The sequence below is a fragment of the Orlajensenia leifsoniae genome (assembly GCF_004570845.1).
Classification (GTDB): Bacteria; Actinomycetota; Actinomycetes; order Actinomycetales; family Microbacteriaceae; genus Orlajensenia; species Orlajensenia leifsoniae.
Genome location: NZ_SPQZ01000001.1, coordinates 703,021 through 720,410, shown reverse-complemented (window position 1 = coordinate 720,410; position 17,390 = coordinate 703,021). Strand labels below are relative to the sequence as shown.

Annotated in this window: 18 protein-coding genes; 15 read left to right on the top strand and 3 right to left on the bottom strand. The window is 69.2% G+C overall.

Annotation, left to right across the window (positions count from 1 at the left end; translation table 11 throughout):
* Window positions 1-123 precede the first annotated feature (123 nt).
* The 4 genes from E4M00_RS03535 (at window position 124) to recQ (ending at window position 4,532) form a co-directional block, all read left to right on the top strand.
* A complete protein-coding gene (locus E4M00_RS03535) occupies window positions 124-765 on the top strand; it encodes a hypothetical protein (protein WP_135119086.1) in 642 nt (213 codons plus the stop codon).
* A gap of 98 nt (window positions 766-863) precedes the next feature.
* Complete coding sequence (locus E4M00_RS03530; protein ID WP_135119085.1) at window positions 864-1,598, top strand: YcnI family copper-binding membrane protein; 735 nt, start codon at window positions 864-866, stop codon at window positions 1,596-1,598.
* 5 nt (window positions 1,599-1,603) lie between these two features.
* Complete coding sequence (locus E4M00_RS03525; protein ID WP_135119084.1) at window positions 1,604-2,290, top strand: copper resistance CopC family protein; 687 nt, start codon at window positions 1,604-1,606, stop codon at window positions 2,288-2,290.
* 211 nt (window positions 2,291-2,501) lie between these two features.
* Window positions 2,502-4,532: a DNA helicase RecQ gene (gene recQ, locus E4M00_RS03520; RefSeq protein ID WP_167756811.1), complete on the top strand. Its 2,031-nt coding sequence runs from the start codon at window positions 2,502-2,504 to the stop codon at window positions 4,530-4,532.
* Here the strand turns inward: recQ and E4M00_RS03515 are convergent.
* Window positions 4,522-4,956: a GNAT family N-acetyltransferase gene (locus E4M00_RS03515; protein WP_135119083.1), complete on the bottom strand. Its 435-nt coding sequence runs from the start codon at window positions 4,954-4,956 to the stop codon at window positions 4,522-4,524. The genes recQ and E4M00_RS03515 overlap by 11 nt on opposite strands.
* 77 nt (window positions 4,957-5,033) lie before the next feature.
* On the opposite strand from E4M00_RS03515, the gene E4M00_RS03510 reads away from it, so the two are divergent.
* The 7 genes from E4M00_RS03510 to E4M00_RS03480 all read left to right on the top strand — a co-directional run bounded on the left by E4M00_RS03510 (window position 5,034) and on the right by E4M00_RS03480 (window position 11,709).
* A complete protein-coding gene (locus E4M00_RS03510) occupies window positions 5,034-5,432 on the top strand; it encodes a PadR family transcriptional regulator (RefSeq protein WP_135119224.1) in 399 nt (132 codons plus the stop codon).
* Window positions 5,425-6,369 carry a permease prefix domain 1-containing protein gene (locus E4M00_RS03505; protein WP_135119082.1) on the top strand — a complete coding sequence of 315 codons (945 nt, stop codon included), beginning with the start codon at window positions 5,425-5,427 and terminating at the stop codon, window positions 6,367-6,369. Before E4M00_RS03510 ends, E4M00_RS03505 begins: the two co-directional genes overlap by 8 nt.
* 191 nt (window positions 6,370-6,560) lie before the next feature.
* Complete coding sequence (locus E4M00_RS03500; protein ID WP_135119081.1) at window positions 6,561-7,604, top strand: ATP-binding cassette domain-containing protein; 1,044 nt, start codon at window positions 6,561-6,563, stop codon at window positions 7,602-7,604.
* Window positions 7,601-8,440 carry an ABC transporter permease gene (locus tag E4M00_RS03495; protein ID WP_135119080.1) on the top strand — a complete coding sequence of 280 codons (840 nt, stop codon included), beginning with the start codon at window positions 7,601-7,603 and terminating at the stop codon, window positions 8,438-8,440. The genes E4M00_RS03500 and E4M00_RS03495 overlap by 4 nt, the downstream gene beginning before the upstream one ends.
* A gap of 114 nt (window positions 8,441-8,554) precedes the next feature.
* On the top strand, window positions 8,555-8,956 hold the full coding sequence (locus E4M00_RS03490) for a DUF7144 family membrane protein (RefSeq protein WP_135119079.1): 402 nt from the start codon (window positions 8,555-8,557) through the stop codon (window positions 8,954-8,956).
* Window positions 8,957-8,996: 40 nt separating this feature from the next.
* Complete coding sequence (locus E4M00_RS03485; protein WP_135119078.1) at window positions 8,997-9,398, top strand: DUF7144 family membrane protein; 402 nt, start codon at window positions 8,997-8,999, stop codon at window positions 9,396-9,398.
* A 196-nt stretch (window positions 9,399-9,594) separates the two neighbouring features.
* Complete coding sequence (locus E4M00_RS03480; protein WP_135119077.1) at window positions 9,595-11,709, top strand: acyl-CoA dehydrogenase family protein; 2,115 nt, start codon at window positions 9,595-9,597, stop codon at window positions 11,707-11,709.
* A gap of 118 nt (window positions 11,710-11,827) precedes the next feature.
* Here E4M00_RS03480 and E4M00_RS03475 read toward each other — a convergent pair whose 3' ends face one another.
* On the bottom strand, window positions 11,828-12,025 hold the full coding sequence (locus E4M00_RS03475) for a hypothetical protein (protein WP_055821738.1): 198 nt from the start codon (window positions 12,023-12,025) through the stop codon (window positions 11,828-11,830).
* A 40-nt stretch (window positions 12,026-12,065) separates the two neighbouring features.
* Window positions 12,066-13,076, bottom strand: coding sequence for a malate dehydrogenase (locus E4M00_RS03470; RefSeq protein ID WP_135119076.1), 1,011 nt, complete (start codon window positions 13,074-13,076; stop codon window positions 12,066-12,068).
* A gap of 45 nt (window positions 13,077-13,121) precedes the next feature.
* Here E4M00_RS03470 and pip point away from each other — a divergent pair, with 45 nt between their 5' ends.
* From pip to ypfJ, 4 genes are all read left to right on the top strand, one after another.
* Window positions 13,122-14,078 carry a prolyl aminopeptidase gene (gene pip / locus E4M00_RS03465; protein WP_135119075.1) on the top strand — a complete coding sequence of 319 codons (957 nt, stop codon included), beginning with the start codon at window positions 13,122-13,124 and terminating at the stop codon, window positions 14,076-14,078.
* A gap of 73 nt (window positions 14,079-14,151) precedes the next feature.
* Window positions 14,152-15,249, top strand: a complete 1,098-nt coding sequence (locus tag E4M00_RS03460; protein ID WP_135119074.1) for an acyltransferase family protein — start codon at window positions 14,152-14,154, stop codon at window positions 15,247-15,249.
* A gap of 75 nt (window positions 15,250-15,324) precedes the next feature.
* The gene (locus tag E4M00_RS03455; protein WP_167756810.1) at window positions 15,325-16,431 is read left to right on the top strand and encodes an acyltransferase family protein; all 1,107 of its coding nucleotides are present in this window, start codon (window positions 15,325-15,327) and stop codon (window positions 16,429-16,431) included.
* A 9-nt stretch (window positions 16,432-16,440) separates the two neighbouring features.
* Entirely contained in the window at window positions 16,441-17,328 is an 888-nt protein-coding gene (gene ypfJ, locus E4M00_RS03450; protein WP_135119072.1) for a KPN_02809 family neutral zinc metallopeptidase, read from the top strand.
* Window positions 17,329-17,390: the final 62 nt, after the last annotated feature.

The window sequence follows — 17,390 nt, the reverse complement described above, 5'->3', positions numbered from 1 at the left end:
AACGGATGCGGCCCCTCACCCTCGCGGTGAGGGGCCGCTCTCGTTCGCCCTCTTCGCCGCGGGCGACGAGTCCGGGGGTTGGCCGTCCTCCCGGCATCCGCCGCTCCTCGTAGAATTGACCCCATGAGCCAGCGGGGTGCCCGGACTGCGCGCGGACTGACCGCCGCCGCTGTCGCCACCCTGCTCGCCGGACTCTCGCACTCCATCGGCGGAGGCGCCGGCGCCCAGGTTCCGCTCGGCGTCGGCGCCGTCATCGCCTTCGCGTTCGCCGCCATGGTGTGCGTGGCGCTGGCCGGACACACCCTGTCGCTCGGGCGGCTGGCGGCATCCGTGGTCCTCAGCCAGCTCGCGTTCCACACCCTGTTCGCCGTGAGCGGCAGCTCGCTACAGGTAACCACGAACCCGGCAGCACACCACGACGCCTCGGCGCACCTGCTGCAGCTCGGCACGAGCGGGGCGGCCGGAGCGCTGGAACACGCCGGCCACTCCTCCCACCCCGGCACGTCGATGATCCTGGCCCACGCGCTCGCGGCCGTCGTCACCATCGCCGTCCTGCACCGCGGAGAGCGGGCGCTGCTGACCGTCGCGCGCGTCACCGGCCGGCTCATCGCCGTGCTCATCGAGAGCGGCCCGCGTCTGTCGCCGGTCGTGCACGTTCGCGTGACCGCTCGCGCCGTCGTCCTCCTCCCGCGCGATCTCCTGGTCGTGCTCTCGTCGATGCGGCATCGAGGGCCGCCCCGTTCGACCGCGCTCGCCTTCGCGTAGCGCTGCTCTTTCGAACCATTCCTCCCTCGGCACCGAACAACTCTCCAGACGCCCGCGCGCGTCCACGGTGCCCATCGATACAAGGACGACCAACGATCATGAAGACCACCACCCGCACGACCGCCCTCGCAGCCTCGGCTCTCGGCGCCGGCCTCCTCTTCGCCCTCGCCTCCCCTCTCGCAGCCAGTGCTCACGTCGGCGTCACGCCCGACAGCACGGCCGCAGGCTCCTACACTGTGCTCACCTTCGCCGTGCCCCACGGCTGCGACGGATCGTCGACCACGGCGGTCGCCATCGACATCCCCGAGTCCATCCCCTCGGTCACGCCGACCGTGAACCAGGGCTGGACCGTCGAGAAGAGCACCATCACCCTCGACCCGCCCGTCACCGATGCCCACGGCAACGAGCTCACCGAGCGTGTCGGTCAGGTCGTCTACACGGCCAAGACTCCGCTGGCCGATGGCTACCGCGACACCTTCGCGCTCTCGCTGCAGCTCCCCGAGGATGCTGCCGGCGACACGCTCGAGTTCCCCGTCACGCAGACCTGCGAGGTCGGCTCGACCCTGTGGAACGAGAAGACCGTCGACGGCGAGGCCGAGCCGGAGCATCCGGCACCCGCCATCACGGTGACCGAGGCCGCGGGTGACGCCCATGGTCACAGCGACTCGGATGACGCCGCCGCGTCCACCGACCACGACGACGCCTCGTCGACGACGGATGCCGCAGAGGTCGACGTGCTCGCCCGGGTGCTCGGTGTGCTCGGGCTCGTCGTCGGAGCCGTCGGCGTGGTCATCGCCGTCGTGTCGCGTCGCCGCGCTCCGGCCGGGAAGTAGAGCTCATGTCCTCCGGACTTCGTCGCCGGCTCGGCCTCGTCGGTGCGGGGGTCGCGGTTCTCGCGGCCTCAGTGCTCGGCGCGGCCGGGCCGGCCTCGGCGCACAACTACCCCGTCAGCTCCACCCCGGCCGAGAACAGCACCGTCACCGAGCAGCCGGGCACGGTCTCGCTCACGACCAACGACAACCTGCTGTCCTTCGGCAACGGCTCGGCGATCGAGGTGTCGGGTCCGGCATCGGATCCGAGGTTCTACGGCGACGGATGCTCCCGGATCGTCGACGCCACCATCGAGACCGACGCGCAGCTCGGGCAGCCGGGCACCTACACGGTGACCTGGCAGGTCGTCTCCACCGACGGGCATCCTGTGTCGGGGGAGTACGAGTTCGAGTGGGCGCCGGCCGACGGCACCGAGCTGGCCGAGGGCAGCGCCACTGCACCGATGTGCGCGACCGCAGAGGCCGAGGCTCCGGCTGCCGAGAGCGGTGACGGATCGGACGATTCGACGACGGATGCCGCAGCCACCTCGGCCTCATCGCTCGGCGACCTGCTCTGGATCGCCGGCGCCCTCGCGGTGGTCGTGCTCGCCGTCGTCGTCACGCTCCTGGTGCTCCGCCGCCGCAACCCCGATGCCCCGTCGGACGCCGAGGCCTACGAGGCGACGGCCCCGAAGGAGGACCCGGGCGCCCGCTGATCCCCCCGCTGATCGAGTGGTGCCCGACGCAGTCGGACACGTATCGAGATCACTCCCACCCCGGCGCCTCCCGAGTGCCCTGAGAGTGGTCTCGATACGCCTGCTCGCTTCGCTCGCGGGCTACTCGACCGGCGCTTGGGGGAGCGGCGATCCGTCCCCACCCCACCCGCACCCAGCCTTCACCGTCAGCCCCGCCGCATAGAATCGCCGGGTGAGTTGGAACGCCGAACGGAACCAGATCCCCGACCCCGACGAGGGCTTCGACGGGTTCCCGTTCGACGACGCTCCGCCTCCCCTCGATGACTGGGCGCCGCCCGAAGACGGCTGGCTTCCCCCGACCGACGCCGAGCTCGCCCAGACGGCGTCGTTCGCCCGCCCGGCGGCATCCGGCAGCACGGCGACCCTCGTCGCCCGAGCCGCTCCGCCCCGTTTCGCGACGGCCGCCGAGGCCCTGCACACGGTGTTCGGCTACGAGTCGTTCCGCGGCGAGCAGGGCGAGATCATCGGCCAGGTCGCGGCCGGCGGCGACGCCATCGTGCTCATGCCGACAGGGGGTGGCAAGAGCCTCTGCTACCAGATCCCCGCGCTGCTGTGTGAGGGCACCGGCATCGTCATATCGCCGCTCATCGCCCTGATGCACGACCAGGTCGACGCCCTCCTCGCCGTCGGCGTCCGGGCCGCCTACCTCAACTCCACGCAGGACGCCGGGGAGCGTGCCCGCGTCGAGCGCGCCTACGTCGAAGGCGAACTCGACCTGCTCTACATCGCTCCCGAGCGCCTCAACAGCGAGGCGTCGAAGCGCTTCCTCGAGCGCGGCACCATCGCCCTGTTCGCCATCGACGAGGCGCACTGCGTGTCGCAGTGGGGGCACGACTTCCGGCCCGACTACCTCTCCCTCGGCGACCTCGCCGAGCGCTGGCCCGATGTGCCGCGCATCGCCCTGACCGCAACGGCCACCGAGGCCACGCACCGCGAGATCGCCGACAGGCTGCACCTCGAGAGTGCTCGGCACTTCGTCTCCAGCTTCGACCGGCCCAACATCCAGTACCGCATCGTGTCGAAGAACGAGCCGCGCAAGCAACTGCTCGACTTCATCCGCACGGAGCACCCGAACGACGCCGGCATCGTCTACGCCCTCTCGCGCGCGACGACGGAGAAGACGGCGGAGTTCCTCCGTGCCAACGGACTGAACGCCCTCGCCTACCACGCCGGTCTCGACGCCGGCCTGCGGATGCGCACCCAGTCGCGCTTCCTGCGCGAGGAGGGCGTGATCGTCGTCGCCACCATCGCCTTCGGCATGGGCATCGACAAGCCCGACGTGCGGTTCGTCGCCCACATCGACCTGCCCAAGTCCGTCGAGGGCTACTACCAGGAGACGGGGCGTGCCGGCCGCGACGGTGAGCCGTCGACGGCCTGGCTCGCCTACGGACTGCAGGACGTCGTGCAGCAGCGCCGCATGATCGACCAGTCGCCGGGCGACATCGCGCACCGCCGTCGCCAGTCGGCGCACCTCGACGCCATGCTCGCCCTGTGCGAGACCGTAGAGTGCCGACGCGTCAACCTGCTGAGCTACTTCGGTCAGCCGAGCACAGCGTGCGGCAACTGCGACACCTGCCTCAACCCACCCGTCTCGTGGGACGGCACGGTGCCGGCCCAGAAGATGCTCTCGACCATCGTTCGGCTGAAGCGCGAGCGCAACCAGTCCTTCGGCGCCGGCCAGATCGTCGACATCCTCCGCGGCAAGACCACGCCGCGCACCGAGCAGTGGGGTCACGAGCGCCTCGCCACCTGGGGCATCGGAGCCGACCTGAGCGACCAGCAGTGGCGGGGAGTGGCCCGCCAGCTCCTGGCGCAGGGCCTGCTGGCCGCTGTCGGCGAATACGGAACCCTCTCGCTGACGGATGCCTCGGCCGAGGTGCTCTCCGGCGCCCGCAACGTCGCGCTCCGCACCGAGCCCGAGCGATCCGCCAGCCGGTCGTCCGGTCGCTCGGCGAAGTCGTCAGCGGCCCTCGCCGACCTCAGCCCGGCCGACGTCGAGCTGTTCGAGGCATTGCGCGCCTGGCGTGCGGCTCAGGCCAAGGAGCAGGGCGTTCCCGCCTACATCGTGTTCGGCGACGCCACCCTGCGTGCTGTCGCGCAGGCTCGGCCGCAGTCGATCGGCGACCTCGACGGCATCTCCGGAATCGGCGAGAAAAAGCTCGAGGCCTATGGCGAGGGCCTCATCGCCGTCGTCAATCGCTGAGCATCCTCCGCCAGAACACCGCCGACTCCTCGTAGCCGAGCGCCGCATAGAAGTCCCCGGCCCGCCGGCTCGCGAGCGCCAGGTACGGCGCTCCCACCACATCCCGCGCCCACGTCTCGGCCGCGGCCATCAGGGCCGATCCGACGCCCGAGCGCCGCATCGTGACCTTGACCTCCTCGACCCAGGCCACGGGCCCGTTCGCCAGGAACGTGCGATGCGCATCCGCGAGCAGGTAACCGACGAGCCGCCCCTCGGCCTCCGCGACGATCAACAGGGCATCCGGATCCTCGAGCAACAGGGGGAATGTCGCCCGATAGGCGGCCTCCTCCGGCCGGAACGTCGTCGCGAAGTCCCGCGCCATCGGCCACACGGCGTCGGCGTCGGCGATCGTCGCGGCTCGAACTGTGACGTCTGGCGATTCCATCCCCACAAACTACTGCGCCCTTCAGTCCGAACTTGGGGATCAGAACAAGTACTGTATGTGATACAGTACTTGACGTGATGAAGACAACTGATGCCGCATCGGGGGCGGCGGGCGAGGCCGGAACCTCCTCCGGCGCATTCGCCGCCGACCTCCTGCGCGGTCATACCGACACGATCGTGCTCGGACTCCTCCGTCGTAGCGACAGCTACGGGTTCGAGATCTTCAAGGCGATCCGCGACGCGACCGGCGGTGAGCACGAGATCAAGGAGGCGACTCTCTACGCCACCTACCGCCGACTCGAGAAGGACGGCCTGGTCGAGTCCTATTGGGGCGACGAGACCCAGGGTGGTCGCCGCAAGTACTACCGCATCACCGACGCCGGCCGGGCGATCTTCCGCGGCAACGTCGCGGCCTGGGTCGCCACCCGCCGCGTCATCGACTCGCTTCTCGACGTGAAGGACACGAAGAATGACTGACAACACGCCTCGCCGCTCGGGCGCCGATCTCCACAGACTGCTCGACGAAGCCTTCGCCGGCGTCGACATGACCCCGGACGCACAGGACCTCAAGGAGGAGGTGCGTGCCAATCTCATCGCCCGCGTCGCCGACCTCGAGGCTTCCGGGAGCAGCACCACGGATGCCGCCCGCCAGGCGATCGACGAACTGGGCGACGTGCGGGAGCTCGCCGCCGAGGCCGCCTCGGCAACCCTGCCCGATGCGGCCACCCCGGCCGGCGCACGAGGTGCCTCGCCCTGGAACCAGAACGCCGCCTACCTCTCGGCGCGAGTGCGCCCGAAGCCGGCGTTCGTCGTGCGCGTCGTGACGGCCGCCCTCGTCGCTCTCGCGGCGCTGACCGTCGCCGGTCTTGCGGCCGCAGGCGTGCTCGGGCTGCCGGTGGGCGTCACGATCCTGATGATCGGCATCGGAGCCGCCGCCATCGGCTGGATCGTCGGCGACTCGCTGGTGCAGGAGACGACCACGAACCACCCCATGCCCCGGCGCCGAGGCGCGGGCTACGCCCTCGCCAGCTTCCTCACCGTCGCCGGCCTGGGCTTCGGCGCCCTCATGGCTCTCGGGGCCGTCCAGCCCTGGGGCATCGCGATCGCGGCCGTCGTCCTGATCGCCGGCATCGTGCTGTTCTCCTTCCTGGGGGCAACGCAGACCAATCGCCACAAGGCCTGGCTGCGCCAGGCGCAGCGCGAGATGAGCGTGGGCAACCGCTTCGAGGAGGAGCCGGAGTCCGCCGCCCGTTTCGGCATCTACACGGCCGTCATCTGGATCGTCGCCTTCGCCGCCTTCATCGTGCTCGGCTTCACGATCGGCTGGCTGTGGTCGTGGCTCGCCCTGCTCGGCGGCTTGGTCGTCATGATGCTCGTGCTCGCCCAGATGCTGTTCGGTTCCCGGAAGAGCTGACGATGCCGGCGCTGGAGCGGCCCATGGCCTGACCCACGAAGGAACGGCGGTCCGGATGCTGGAACATCCGAACCGCCTCGCAACAGAGTCGAACGGCGTGAAGCCGACATGAACCAGCTCAGTGCGCGCTGCCAGAATACCCGCGCGCCCTGAGACGACTCGAACCCACATCGAGAACGAAGGAGCGCAGCATGGCTGCAGCAACACCAGGGTCGGCATTGGAAGCCGTCGACCTCGTCAAGACCTACTCCCAGGGGCGCGGCAAGCCCGCTCTCCGAGCCCTCGACGGGCTCACCTTCCGAGCCGAGGCCGGCACGGTCTTCGGCCTGCTCGGGCCGAACGGCGCCGGCAAGTCGACGACGGTCAAGATCCTCTCGACGCTCTCGCACCCCGACTCCGGTGACGCCTTCGTCGCCGGTATCGACGTGCGGCGGCATCCTGAGCAGGTGCGACGGGCCATCGGCTTCGTGGCCCAGAAGCAGGTGTCCGACCCGATGGACACCGGCATCGAGAACCTCGTGCTCGCCGGACAGCTGCAGGGCATGGGCACGAAGGCGGCGCACACCCGCGCCGACGAACTGCTCGACCGCTTCTCCCTCACGACAGCAGCCACGAGGCAGGTGAAGACCTACTCCGGCGGCATGGCCCGCAAGCTCGACGTGGCCATCGGCCTGATGCACAGCCCCGAGGTGCTGTTCCTCGACGAGCCCACCACGGGTCTCGACCCCGAGGCGCGCGCCGAGATGTGGGCTGAGATCGAACGGATGTCGCGGAGCGACCGCATGACGGTGCTGCTCACGACGCATTACCTCGAGGAGGCCGACCGCCTGGCCGACCGCCTCGCCATCGTCGCTCACGGCCGCATCGTCGCCGAAGGCACCCCGGAGCAGTTGAAGAGCGGGCTCCGCGGTGACGCCGTCGTGCTCGAGCTGCGCGACTCGGAGGCTCTGACCGATGCGCTCGCCGCCATCGGCCGCGTCCCGGAACTGCGCGAGGTGACTGTCGAAGCCGGTCGCATCGTGCGTGCCCGAGCCGACGATGGCGGAGCAGCCCTCCCGCTCGCGCTCGCCGTGCTCGACGCCGAGGGCCTGCGGGTCGCATCGGCCACTGTCGCCAGGCCCAGCCTCGACGACGTCTACCTCGCCCACACCGGGCACTCCTTCGCCGCCGCCCAGGACCGCTTCGCGCGTCGGGCGACGGATGCCGCCACCAGCCTCGAGACGAGCGCATCATGAGCACCCTGACCGCCCCCGCGCAGCCGACACGGCCCGCCAGCTACGCCCGCCCCGCCGGTGCCGGCTTCTTCGCCCACACCGGCTACCTGACGCTCCGCCACCTGCGTGCCGCGGTGCGCATCCCGGCCTTCCTCGTCATGAATGTCGTTCAGCCGCTCATCTGGCTGCTGCTGTTCGGGCAGCTCTTCCAGTCGGTCGTCGAGATCCCGGGCTTCGCTGGAGGTTCGAGCTACCTCGAGTTCCTCACGCCCGGAATCGTCATGATGATGGCGCTGTTCGGCAGTGCCTGGGCCGGCACCAGTTACATCGAGGACATGGACCGCGGCGTGATGGACCGCCTCCTCACGTCGCCGACCAACCGCGGTGCGCTGATGACGGCCACGCTCGTCTACCAGGCCATCCTCACCGTGGTGCAGACCCTCATCGTCCTGGGCGTCGCCTGGCTGTGCGGTGCGCGCTTCGATGGCGGGCTCGGCGGCATCCTGATCATGATGCTGGCAGCCATGCTGCTCACGGCGTCGTTCTCGGCGCTGTCGAACGCGGCGGCGCTGCTCGCACGCAACCAGACCGTGCTCATCGGTCTGTCGCAGCTCATCACCATCCCGCTGATGTTCCTGAGCTCCGCCCTGATGGACACCAGCCTGTCGGCGGACTGGGTGGCGGATGCCGCAGCCTGGAACCCGTTCGAATGGGCCGTCGTCGCAGGCCGCGAGGCGCTGCAGGCGAACCCCGACTGGGCGAGCGTGTGGAGCAACCTCGGCATGCTCGCCGCGTTCACGGTGGTGCTCACCTGGATCGCCACCCGCGCCTTCCGCGCCTACCAGCGGAGCGCGTAGCCGGGGGACGCCTCCCGCTGGCAGAGGCAGCGACGAAGTCGCCGCCGAAGCCGAGGGCCTGCGCGAACATCTGCAGTTCCGCGGGCCTTCGGCCGCCATCGCTACACTCACCCCATGGCCTACCGCAGACCCGCAGTGGTGACCGTCGCCGGTGCCCTCACCTGGCTCGCGGGCGTCATCGACATCGTCATCGGCGTCGTGCTGCTCGCGCAGTCCGGTGTGAGCGTCGTGGTGCTCGAGTTCGGGGGAGCGGCCCAGCTGTTCACCTCGGCCATCGTCGCCCTGCTCTTCGGCGCGATCCTGTTCTTCGCCGGTGGCGGACTGCTGAGCGCCAAGAACACCGCGCGCATCGTGGCGACGGGCGCCCACGGGATCTCGATCCTCGCCGCGTTGGTGCCCGCCCTGCTGCTCCCCTCGGTGTTCTTCGGGTCATGGGTCGGCATCGCGGCATCGGTCATCGTGATCGTCCTGCTCTTCACCAGGCCGGCGAACGATTACTTCCGTGAGGACCACTGACGCCACTAGCCTGAAAGTCACTTGAGACATGAGGAGCCCCATGAGCCTGACGGTCAGCCGCCCCGGAGGAGTCACGTTCATCGCCGTTCTGGCGTGGATCCAGGGAGTCTTCGACATCGTCGTCGGCATCCTCCTGCTGTTCAACCAGCACGACCCGGCCATCGTCCTCGATTTCGGGAGCAGCGGGGCGCTCATCACCTCGGCCATCCTCTACATCCTCGTGGGCATCATCATCATCGTCATCGCCCGAGGGCTCCTCCGCGGCAGCAACGGCGCGCGGGTGGTCGTCACGGCGTTCGAGGTCGTCACCCTCATCGGTGCGCTCTTCGTGATGATCGCCGCACCCTCGCAGTTCATCGGCGCCCTCGTCACGGCCTTCATCGCCCTGGTCATCATCCTGCTGCTCTGGACGGGCCGGGCCGCGGCGTTCTTCCGCGGCTGACCATCGGGAACCTCCCGCTCGGGGGTCGCCCCCTTGTGGTCTTTCACCCAGCCCGGGAGCTGTCTTTGTCGGATGCCGCCAACGCCGTGCGCCAGCATCCGTTCCCCGTTTGTGGCCCAGCCACGCAGAGTTTCGCCTGCTCCGATCACGCTCGTACCGTGGGGACACACCCCTACTGCGAGATGTGAGGACCACGATGGTTGACACTGCCGTTCGCCCGACCGACCACGAGAACGTCGACGAGGTCATCCGTCCGACCGTCGACACCGGACCCATCACCGTGCCCGGCCAGCCGGGTGCACCTCGGATCGACCTCGAGAAGCTCGGCCGGCAGCTGCTCGGCACGTGGGCCGACGTGCGCCTCGCCTCGCGGGAGCTCACTGCTCGCCCCGAGATGCAGCGCATCGACGGTCAGTCGATGGAGGAGCATCGCGAGAGGGTCATGGGGCAGCTGAACCTGCTCGTCGAGCATGGCGGCGTGCACCGGGCGTTTCCGAGTGCCGTCGGCGGCATGGACGACCACGGCGGCAACATCGCCGGATTCGAGGAGCTGGTCACCGCCGACCCGAGCCTGCAGATCAAGTCGGGAGTGCAGTGGGGACTGTTCTCGGCCGCCATCCTGCACCTCGGCACCGAGTACCACCACCTCACCTTCCTGCCCGACACCATGACGTTGAAGGTGCCCGGCGCCTTCGCCATGACCGAGACCGGCCACGGATCCGACGTCGCCTCCATCGGAACCACGGCGACCTACGACGAGAAGAAGCAGCAGTTCGTCATCAACACCCCGTTCCGCGGGGCGTGGAAAGACTACCTCGGCAACGCCGCCAAGCACGGCACGGCAGCCGTCGTCTTCGCCCAGCTCATCACGCGGGGTGTCAACCACGGCGTGCACGCCTTCTACGTGCCCATCCGCAACTCCAAGGGCGGTTTCCTGAAGGGTATCGGCGGCGAGGATGACGGTCTCAAGGGCGGCCTGAACGGCATCGACAACGGTCGCCTCCACTTCACGAACGTGCGGGTGCCGCGCACCAACCTGCTGAACCGCTACGGCGACGTCGCCGAGGACGGCACCTACACGAGCACCATCGCCAGCCCGGGTCGCCGCTTCTTCACCATGCTCGGCACCCTCGTGCAGGGCCGGGTGTCGCTCGACGGTGCCGCAACCCAGGCCTCGGCCATGGCTCTCAAGATCGCCGTGACGTACGCCACCCAGCGCCGCCAGTTCAACGCCGCCAGCGACACCGACGAGGAGGTGCTGCTCGACTACCAGCGCCACCAGCGTCGCCTGATCCCGCGTATCGCCACGACCTACGCGCAGACCTTCGCGCACGACGAGTTCCTGGTGAAGTTCGACTCGGTCTTCTCCGGCAAGGCCGACACCGACGACGACCGGCAGGACCTCGAGACCCTCGCCGCGGCCCTCAAGCCGCTGTCGACCTGGGCGGCCCTCGACACCATCCAGGAGGCTCGCGAGGCCTGCGGAGGCTCGGGCTTCCTCGCCGAGAACCGCTTCGTCGGGCTGCGAGCCGACCTCGACGTCTACGTCACCTTCGAGGGCGACAACAACGTGCTGCTCCAGCTCGTCGCCAAGCGCCTGCTCACCGATTACTCGAAGAAGTTCGCCTCGGCGGATGCCGGTGCCCTCGCGCGCTACGTCGTCGAGCAGGGCGTCGACAGGGCCTATCACGGCACCGGGCTGCGCCGTCTGGCCCAGACCGTCGCGGACTTCGGTTCGACGGCGCGCTCGGTCTCCGAGCTGCGCAACCCCGTGACGCAGCGGGAGCTGCTCACCGACCGCGTCGAGACGATGATCGCCGGGATCGGCGGACGCCTCCGAGACAGCCGCAAGCTCAGCAAGCAGGCTGCAGCCGACCTGTTCAACTCGCAGCAGAACGAACTCATCGAGGCTGCACGCGCCCACGGCGAACTGCTGCAGTGGGAGGCGTTCACGCGTGCTCTCGAGAAGACGACGGATGCAGGCACCAAGGAGGTGCTCACCTGGCTGCGCGACCTCTTCGGCCTCGGTCTGGTCGAGAAGCACCTGGCCTGGTACCTCATCAATGGGCGCCTCTCGGCCAAGCGCGCCCAGGCCGTCACGGCCTACGTCGACCGCCTCATCTCGCGGCTGCGTCCGCACGCCCTCGACCTCGTCGACGCCTTCGGCTACAAGCCGGAGCACCTGCGCGCGTCGATCGCGAGCGGTGCCGAGCAGGAGCGCCAGGACGAGGCCCGCGCGTACTACGCGGATCTCCGCGCCTCGGGCAAGGCTCCGATCGACGAGAAGACGCTCAAGGCCAAGAAGCGCTGAGTGCAGAACCCCTCATAGACCGCTCGCTGAGAACCGGACGAAGTCCGCGTTCGAAGCGCTCGGCCGTACCGCGCGTCGGCCGCGGCCTGCGGCCGGGCCTCAGCGACCGGTGAGTGCCCTACTTCACCGGCGGCTTGATGAACGAGCCGAACGCCAGGCCCACCGCGGCACCCGCAGCCAGCCAGAGCCAGAACCCGCTGATCAGGCTGATCACGAGGCCGACGATGAGTCCGACGATCACGCCGATGATCACCTGGGAGCGTCGCGAGGCGCGCTCGGGTTCGGGAGCTGGTCGTTGTGCGGGTCGCTGGGCCATGGCTCCAGCGTAACCAGCGAACGCGGTGTCGCGCGCCGTGTCAGCCCAGCAGCCCGAGCGTCCGTACGGCCTCGCGCTCCTCGATGAGTTCGGCCACCGAGGCGTCGATGCGTTCGCGCGCGAACGCATCCAGCTCGAGGCCCTGCACGATGCGCCACTGCCCGTCGATCGATTCCACGGGGAACGACGACACGAGTCCCTCCGGCACGCCATACGAGCCGTCGGACGGCAGCGCTGCCGAGGTCCATCCGTGCGTCGTCCCGCTCACCCAGTCGGAGACGTGGTCGATGGTGGCGTTGGCGGCCGAGGCGACGGATGACGAACCGCGCACCTCGATGATCTCGGCTCCACGCTTGGCCACCCGCGGGATGAACACGTCGCGGATCCATTCGCGAGCGGCATCCGCCCCCAACTGCTCCTCGAGCAGCTCGACCACGGGACGCCCGCCCGCTGTCGCGTGGGCGATGTCGGGGAACTGCGTCGCCGAGTGGTTGCCCCAGATGCTCACGTCTCGCAGTTGGGACACCGGGGTGTGGAGCGCCTCCGAGAGCTGCCCGAGTGCCCTGTTGTGGTCGAGCCTGGTGAGGGCGGTGAAACGCTCACAGGGCACGTCGGGCGCGTGGGCGCTCGCGATGGAGGCGTTGGTGTTCGCCGGGTTGCCGACGACGACGATGCGGACGTCGTCCGCGGCGCCCGCGTTGATCGCAGCACCCTGCGGGGCGAAGATGGCGCCGTTCGCCGCGAGCAGGTCGCCGCGCTCCATGCCGGGGCCGCGGGGTCGCGATCCCACGAGCAGCCCGACGTTGGCTCCGTCGAAGGCGCTGGCTGCATCATCCGTCACGTCGACCGATTGCAGCAGGGGGAACGCGGAGTCCTGCAGTTCGAGCGCAGCGCCCTCGGCCGATCGCAGGCCCTGCGGGATCTCGAGCAGTCGCAGCCGGACCGCGGTGTCGGGCCCGAGCAGCTGGCCCGACGCGATGCGGAACAGCAGCGCGTAGCCGATCTGTCCGCCGGCGCCGGTGATGGTCACTGTCGCGAGTGAGTTGGCCATGCCTCGACCCTACGCGCGCCCGCCGTCTTCGCCTATCGTTGCCTGATGCGCGACTTCTACCCCGAGATCGAACCGTACGACTCCGGCATGCTCGACGTCGGCGACGGCCAGCAGATGTACTGGGAGACCTCGGGCAACCCCGACGGCAAGCCCGTGGTGTTCCTGCACGGCGGTCCAGGCGCCGGCACCAGCCCGACCCAGCGCCGGCTGTTCGACCCCGAGAAGTACCGCATCGTGCTGCTCGACCAGCGCGGCTGCGGGAGGAGCACCCCGCACGTGAGCGCGCCGGATGCCGACCTCAGCACCAACACCACCTGGCACCTCGTCGCCGACATCGAGAGGCTGCGCGAGCACCTCGGCATCGACCGCTGGCAGGTGCTCGGCGGATCCTGGGGCAGCTCCCTCGCCCTCGCCTACGCCGAGACGCATCCGGAGCGGGTGACGGAGATCATCCTGCGGGGCATCTTCACGCTCCGCCGCATCGAGCTCGACTGGTTCTACGAGGGCGGCGCGGCCGCTCTCTTCCCCGACCTGTGGGAGGGCTTCATCGCCCCGGTGCCCGAGGCCGAGCGGAGCCACCTCATCGCCGCGTACAGCCGGCTGCTCAACGACCCCGACCCGGAGGTGCATCGCCCGGCGGCGATCGCCTGGTCGCGCTGGGAGTCCTCCACCATCACGCTCCTGCCGCAGGAGGAGACCATCGCGCGGTTCACCGAACCCGACTACGCGGTGGCCTTCGCACGCATCGAGAACCACTACTTCATGAACGGCGGCTGGTGGGAGGAGGGGCAGCTCATCCGCGACTCCGTGAAGCTGCACGACATCCCGGCGGTCATCGTGCAGGGACGCTACGACGCCTGCACCCCGCCGATGACGGCGTGGGACCTCCACAAGGCGTGGCCGCAGGCCGACTTCAGGATGATCCCGGATGCCGGTCACGCGTTCGACGAGCCCGGCGTCCGCGACGCCCTCATCGAGGCGACGGACCGCTTCGCCGGCTGACCGACCGCTTCGTGCGTGTAAACGTCAGGTGACGTTTCCTCGCCATCCCCTCAGAGCGCCCTAGCCTGCAGGGATGACCGCGAATGAGGACACCCGAACGGGGGCGGTGACGGCTGCGTCCGTCGCGCTCGCTCCCGTCGTGCGCGAACGCTGGATCGACACGGCCAAGGGCATCGCCATCGTGCTCGTGGTGCTGTATCACGCGACGATGTACCTCGGTCTCGCCGGCGTCGACGTGCCCGGCGCCCGAGCCAACCCGATGCTCGAGACGTTCCGGATGCCCCTGTTCTTCTTCATGTCGGGAGTGCTCGGGGCGCGCGCGGTCGCCCTCGGCTACAGGGCGCTGTTCCACCGTCGCCTGGCGCTGCTCGTCTACCTCTACGCCGTGTGGGTCGCGCTGCAGCAGGTCTTCCTGGCCCTGCTGCCCCCCACCTCGCTCGAACCGGAGCCGAGCCCCCTGTGGAGCTTCATCACGCTCGCCGTCATCCCGAACGAGAACCTCTGGTTCCTGTACGCGCTGCCCCTGTTCTTCACGATCGCCTGGCTCACCCGCTCGTGGCCGGCGCTCGTGCCGCTGGCGCTCACCGCCGTGGTGTCGGTGCTGTTCAGTTCCGGCATCCTCGAGACCGACACCGCGTGGGACAAGATGGGCCGCTACCTGTTCTTCTTCCTGCTCGCGTTGCGCATCGGCGGCACGGTGCGGCGCCTGGCGCCCAGCATCCGCTGGTGGCATGCCGCAGTGCTCGCCGTCTTCTACCTCGGCCTCACGGGGCTCACCTTCGCCACCGGCATCCGGGGCGTTCCCCTCGTGCTCTTCGTCCTGAGCCTGCTCGCCGTGGCTGTCGGTGTCGCTCTGGCCGTCATCATGAGCCGGATGCCGTTCTTCGACGTCGTGCGCCACCTCGGCACCCGCACCCTGCCGATCTACGTCGTGCACGCCTTCCCGCTTCTCGCCGTCGGCGCCCTGATCGTGGCGACGGGCGTGAGCGTCCCGACCCCGGTCGCCATGACCCTGCCGGTCGTGCTCTGCGCCTTGGCGATAGCGATCGCGCTCGGCGTCCACAGGCTGTTGCGCGATGTGCCGGGCGTGTTCACCCTGCCCCGGTTCCTGACTCCCGGCCGGAGCGCAGCGCGACGAGAGACGGCGGGCCCCACCACCCTTGCCGACTGACTGGGGCCGCCCTATCCTGAGACCACTCGGCGGACCCCTGACGTTCCCGAGCAGTACGGCGAGAGGCACACCCGAGTGACCGACGACATCCCGGCTCCAGCGTCAGCGCCGACAGCGCTCGCGCCAGTGAATCGCGAGCCGTGGATCGATGTCGCCAAGGGAATCGCGATCACCTTGGTCGTGCTCTTCCACAGCACGATGTACCTCGGACTCGCCGGCGTGGTCGGTCCGTTGACCACCCTCAACCCGCTGCTCGACACCTTCCGGATGCCGCTGTTCTTCTTCATGTCGGGGATCGTCGGGGCGCGAGCGGTCACCCTCACGTACAGAGGCCTCTTCCGACGCCGCCTGGTCCTGCTGCTGTACCTCTACGTGGTCTGGAGTGCCGCGCAGCACCTCTTCGCCATCGCCCTCCCTCCCATCACCGAGGTCGCCGACGAGGGGCACTGGTGGGGCATCGTGAACCTCTTCGTCATCCCCAACGCCAATCTCTGGTTCATCTATGCGCTTCCCCTCTTCTTCACCATCGCCTGGCTGACCCGCTCGTGGCCGCGGTGGCTTCCTCTCGTGCTGTCGGCGGTGGTGTCGGTGCTGTTCAGTTCCGGATACCTCCACACGGCCACGGCCTGGGACAAGATGGGGCGCTACCTGTTCTTCTTCCTGCTCGCCCTGCAGCTCGGCTCGTGGGTGCGTTCGGTGGCTCCGAGAACCCGGTGGTGGCACGCGGTCGCGGTCATCGTGATCTACGGAGCCCTCCTCGCCCTGGTGGTGAAAGCCGGACTCATCCGCGCGCCGTTCGTCCTGTTCGCGCTGAGCATCATCGCCGTCTGCGTCGGCATCACGGTGGCGGTGGTGATCTCACGGATCCCCCCACTCGACTTCGTGCGCCACCTCGGAACGAGGACCCTTCCGATCTATCTCGTGCACACGTTCCCGATGGTCGCTGTCGCCTCCGTCATCGTGGCCACCGGCGTCGAGGTCCCCTCGCTGCTCGCCGCCGTGATGCCGATCGTGCTGACCGTCGTCGCCATCCTGCTGTCGCTGGCGCTGTATCACTGGCTGCGCGGGGTGCGCGGGGTGTTCACGGTGCCAGTGGCGTCGTGGGTCGACACTCGCACGGTCCTCGATCGGTCCGAACCGGTCGCTGTCAAGCCGTCACCCGGGGGACCGCAGGCCCGATAGGTTGTCGGGATGACGTTCGACGACAACGCCAAGATCGGTGGCGGCAAGGTATCCAAGCGTGGCCGCAATGTGGGCATCGGTGTGGGTGGAGGCATCGGCGTGATCGCCATCGTCCTCATCGGTCAGCTCCTCGGGGTCGACCTCTCCGGCCTCGTGGGAGCCGGCGGTGGCGGAGGGGCCGTCGACTCGTCCAGCGACGAGGTCATCACCAACTGCGAGACTGGCGCCGACGCCAATGCGGGCATCGAGTGCCGCCTCGAGGGTGCTGCCGAGTCACTCGATGCCTACTGGGCCGAGGAGGCGCCGGCGCTGGGTGCGACGTATGCCACGACGAACGTCAAGCTGTTCTCCGAGGGTGTGGCGACCGGATGCGGCAACGCGACGAGCGCCGTCGGACCGTTCTACTGCCCGCCCGACCAGCTCATCTATCTCGACACGACCTTCTACGACGAGCTGCGCAGCCGCTTCGGCGCGTCGGGTGGACCGCTCTCGGAGATGTACGTGATCGCCCACGAGTGGGGTCACCACATCCAGAACCTCACGGGCGCGATCTCGGCATCACAGGACGGCACGACCGGGGCGGCATCCGGCAGCGTTCGGGTCGAACTGCAGGCCGACTGCTACGCCGGTGCCTGGGTCGCGGCAGCGTCGACGCAGCCGACGGCCGCTTCGGACGTGCCGCTGCTGAAGCCGGTCACGCCTGCTGAGATCGCGGATGCGCTGAACGCCGCAGCGTCCATCGGCGACGACCGCATCCAACAGCAGTCCGGCGGGGATGTGAACCCCGAGGCCTGGACCCACGGTTCGAGTGAGCAGCGCCAGAAGTGGTTCCAGGCCGGTTACGACGGCGGGGCTGCGGCCTGCGACACCTTCTCGGTCAGCGACTCGAAGCTCTGACGCCGACTGCGCTCTCTCATGGTCGATTCACACGGATCGCAGAGGAGCGGTGCGTAGCGTCG

Bases quoted from the DNA above. Each gene is read 5' to 3' on its own strand.
- E4M00_RS03505 (WP_135119082.1), top strand. From the start codon at position 5,425: ATGACTGACAACACGCCTCGCCGCTCGGGCGCCGATCTCCACAGACTG.
- E4M00_RS03480 (WP_135119077.1), top strand. From the start codon at position 9,595: ATGGTTGACACTGCCGTTCGCCCGACCGACCACGAGAACGTCGACGAG.
- E4M00_RS03460 (WP_135119074.1), top strand. From the start codon at position 14,152: ATGACCGCGAATGAGGACACCCGAACGGGGGCGGTGACGGCTGCGTCC.
- E4M00_RS03470 (WP_135119076.1), bottom strand. From the start codon at position 13,076: ATGGCCAACTCACTCGCGACAGTGACCATCACCGGCGCCGGCGGACAG.
- pip (WP_135119075.1), top strand. From the start codon at position 13,122: ATGCGCGACTTCTACCCCGAGATCGAACCGTACGACTCCGGCATGCTC.
- E4M00_RS03530 (WP_135119085.1), top strand. From the start codon at position 864: ATGAAGACCACCACCCGCACGACCGCCCTCGCAGCCTCGGCTCTCGGC.
- E4M00_RS03475 (WP_055821738.1), bottom strand. From the start codon at position 12,025: ATGGCCCAGCGACCCGCACAACGACCAGCTCCCGAACCCGAGCGCGCC.
- E4M00_RS03535 (WP_135119086.1), top strand. From the start codon at position 124: ATGAGCCAGCGGGGTGCCCGGACTGCGCGCGGACTGACCGCCGCCGCT.
- E4M00_RS03525 (WP_135119084.1), top strand. From the start codon at position 1,604: ATGTCCTCCGGACTTCGTCGCCGGCTCGGCCTCGTCGGTGCGGGGGTC.
- E4M00_RS03485 (WP_135119078.1), top strand. From the start codon at position 8,997: ATGAGCCTGACGGTCAGCCGCCCCGGAGGAGTCACGTTCATCGCCGTT.
- ypfJ (WP_135119072.1), top strand. From the start codon at position 16,441: ATGACGTTCGACGACAACGCCAAGATCGGTGGCGGCAAGGTATCCAAG.
- E4M00_RS03510 (WP_135119224.1), top strand. From the start codon at position 5,034: ATGAAGACAACTGATGCCGCATCGGGGGCGGCGGGCGAGGCCGGAACC.
- E4M00_RS03495 (WP_135119080.1), top strand. From the start codon at position 7,601: ATGAGCACCCTGACCGCCCCCGCGCAGCCGACACGGCCCGCCAGCTAC.
- E4M00_RS03490 (WP_135119079.1), top strand. From the start codon at position 8,555: ATGGCCTACCGCAGACCCGCAGTGGTGACCGTCGCCGGTGCCCTCACC.
- E4M00_RS03500 (WP_135119081.1), top strand. From the start codon at position 6,561: ATGGCTGCAGCAACACCAGGGTCGGCATTGGAAGCCGTCGACCTCGTC.
- E4M00_RS03515 (WP_135119083.1), bottom strand. From the start codon at position 4,956: ATGGAATCGCCAGACGTCACAGTTCGAGCCGCGACGATCGCCGACGCC.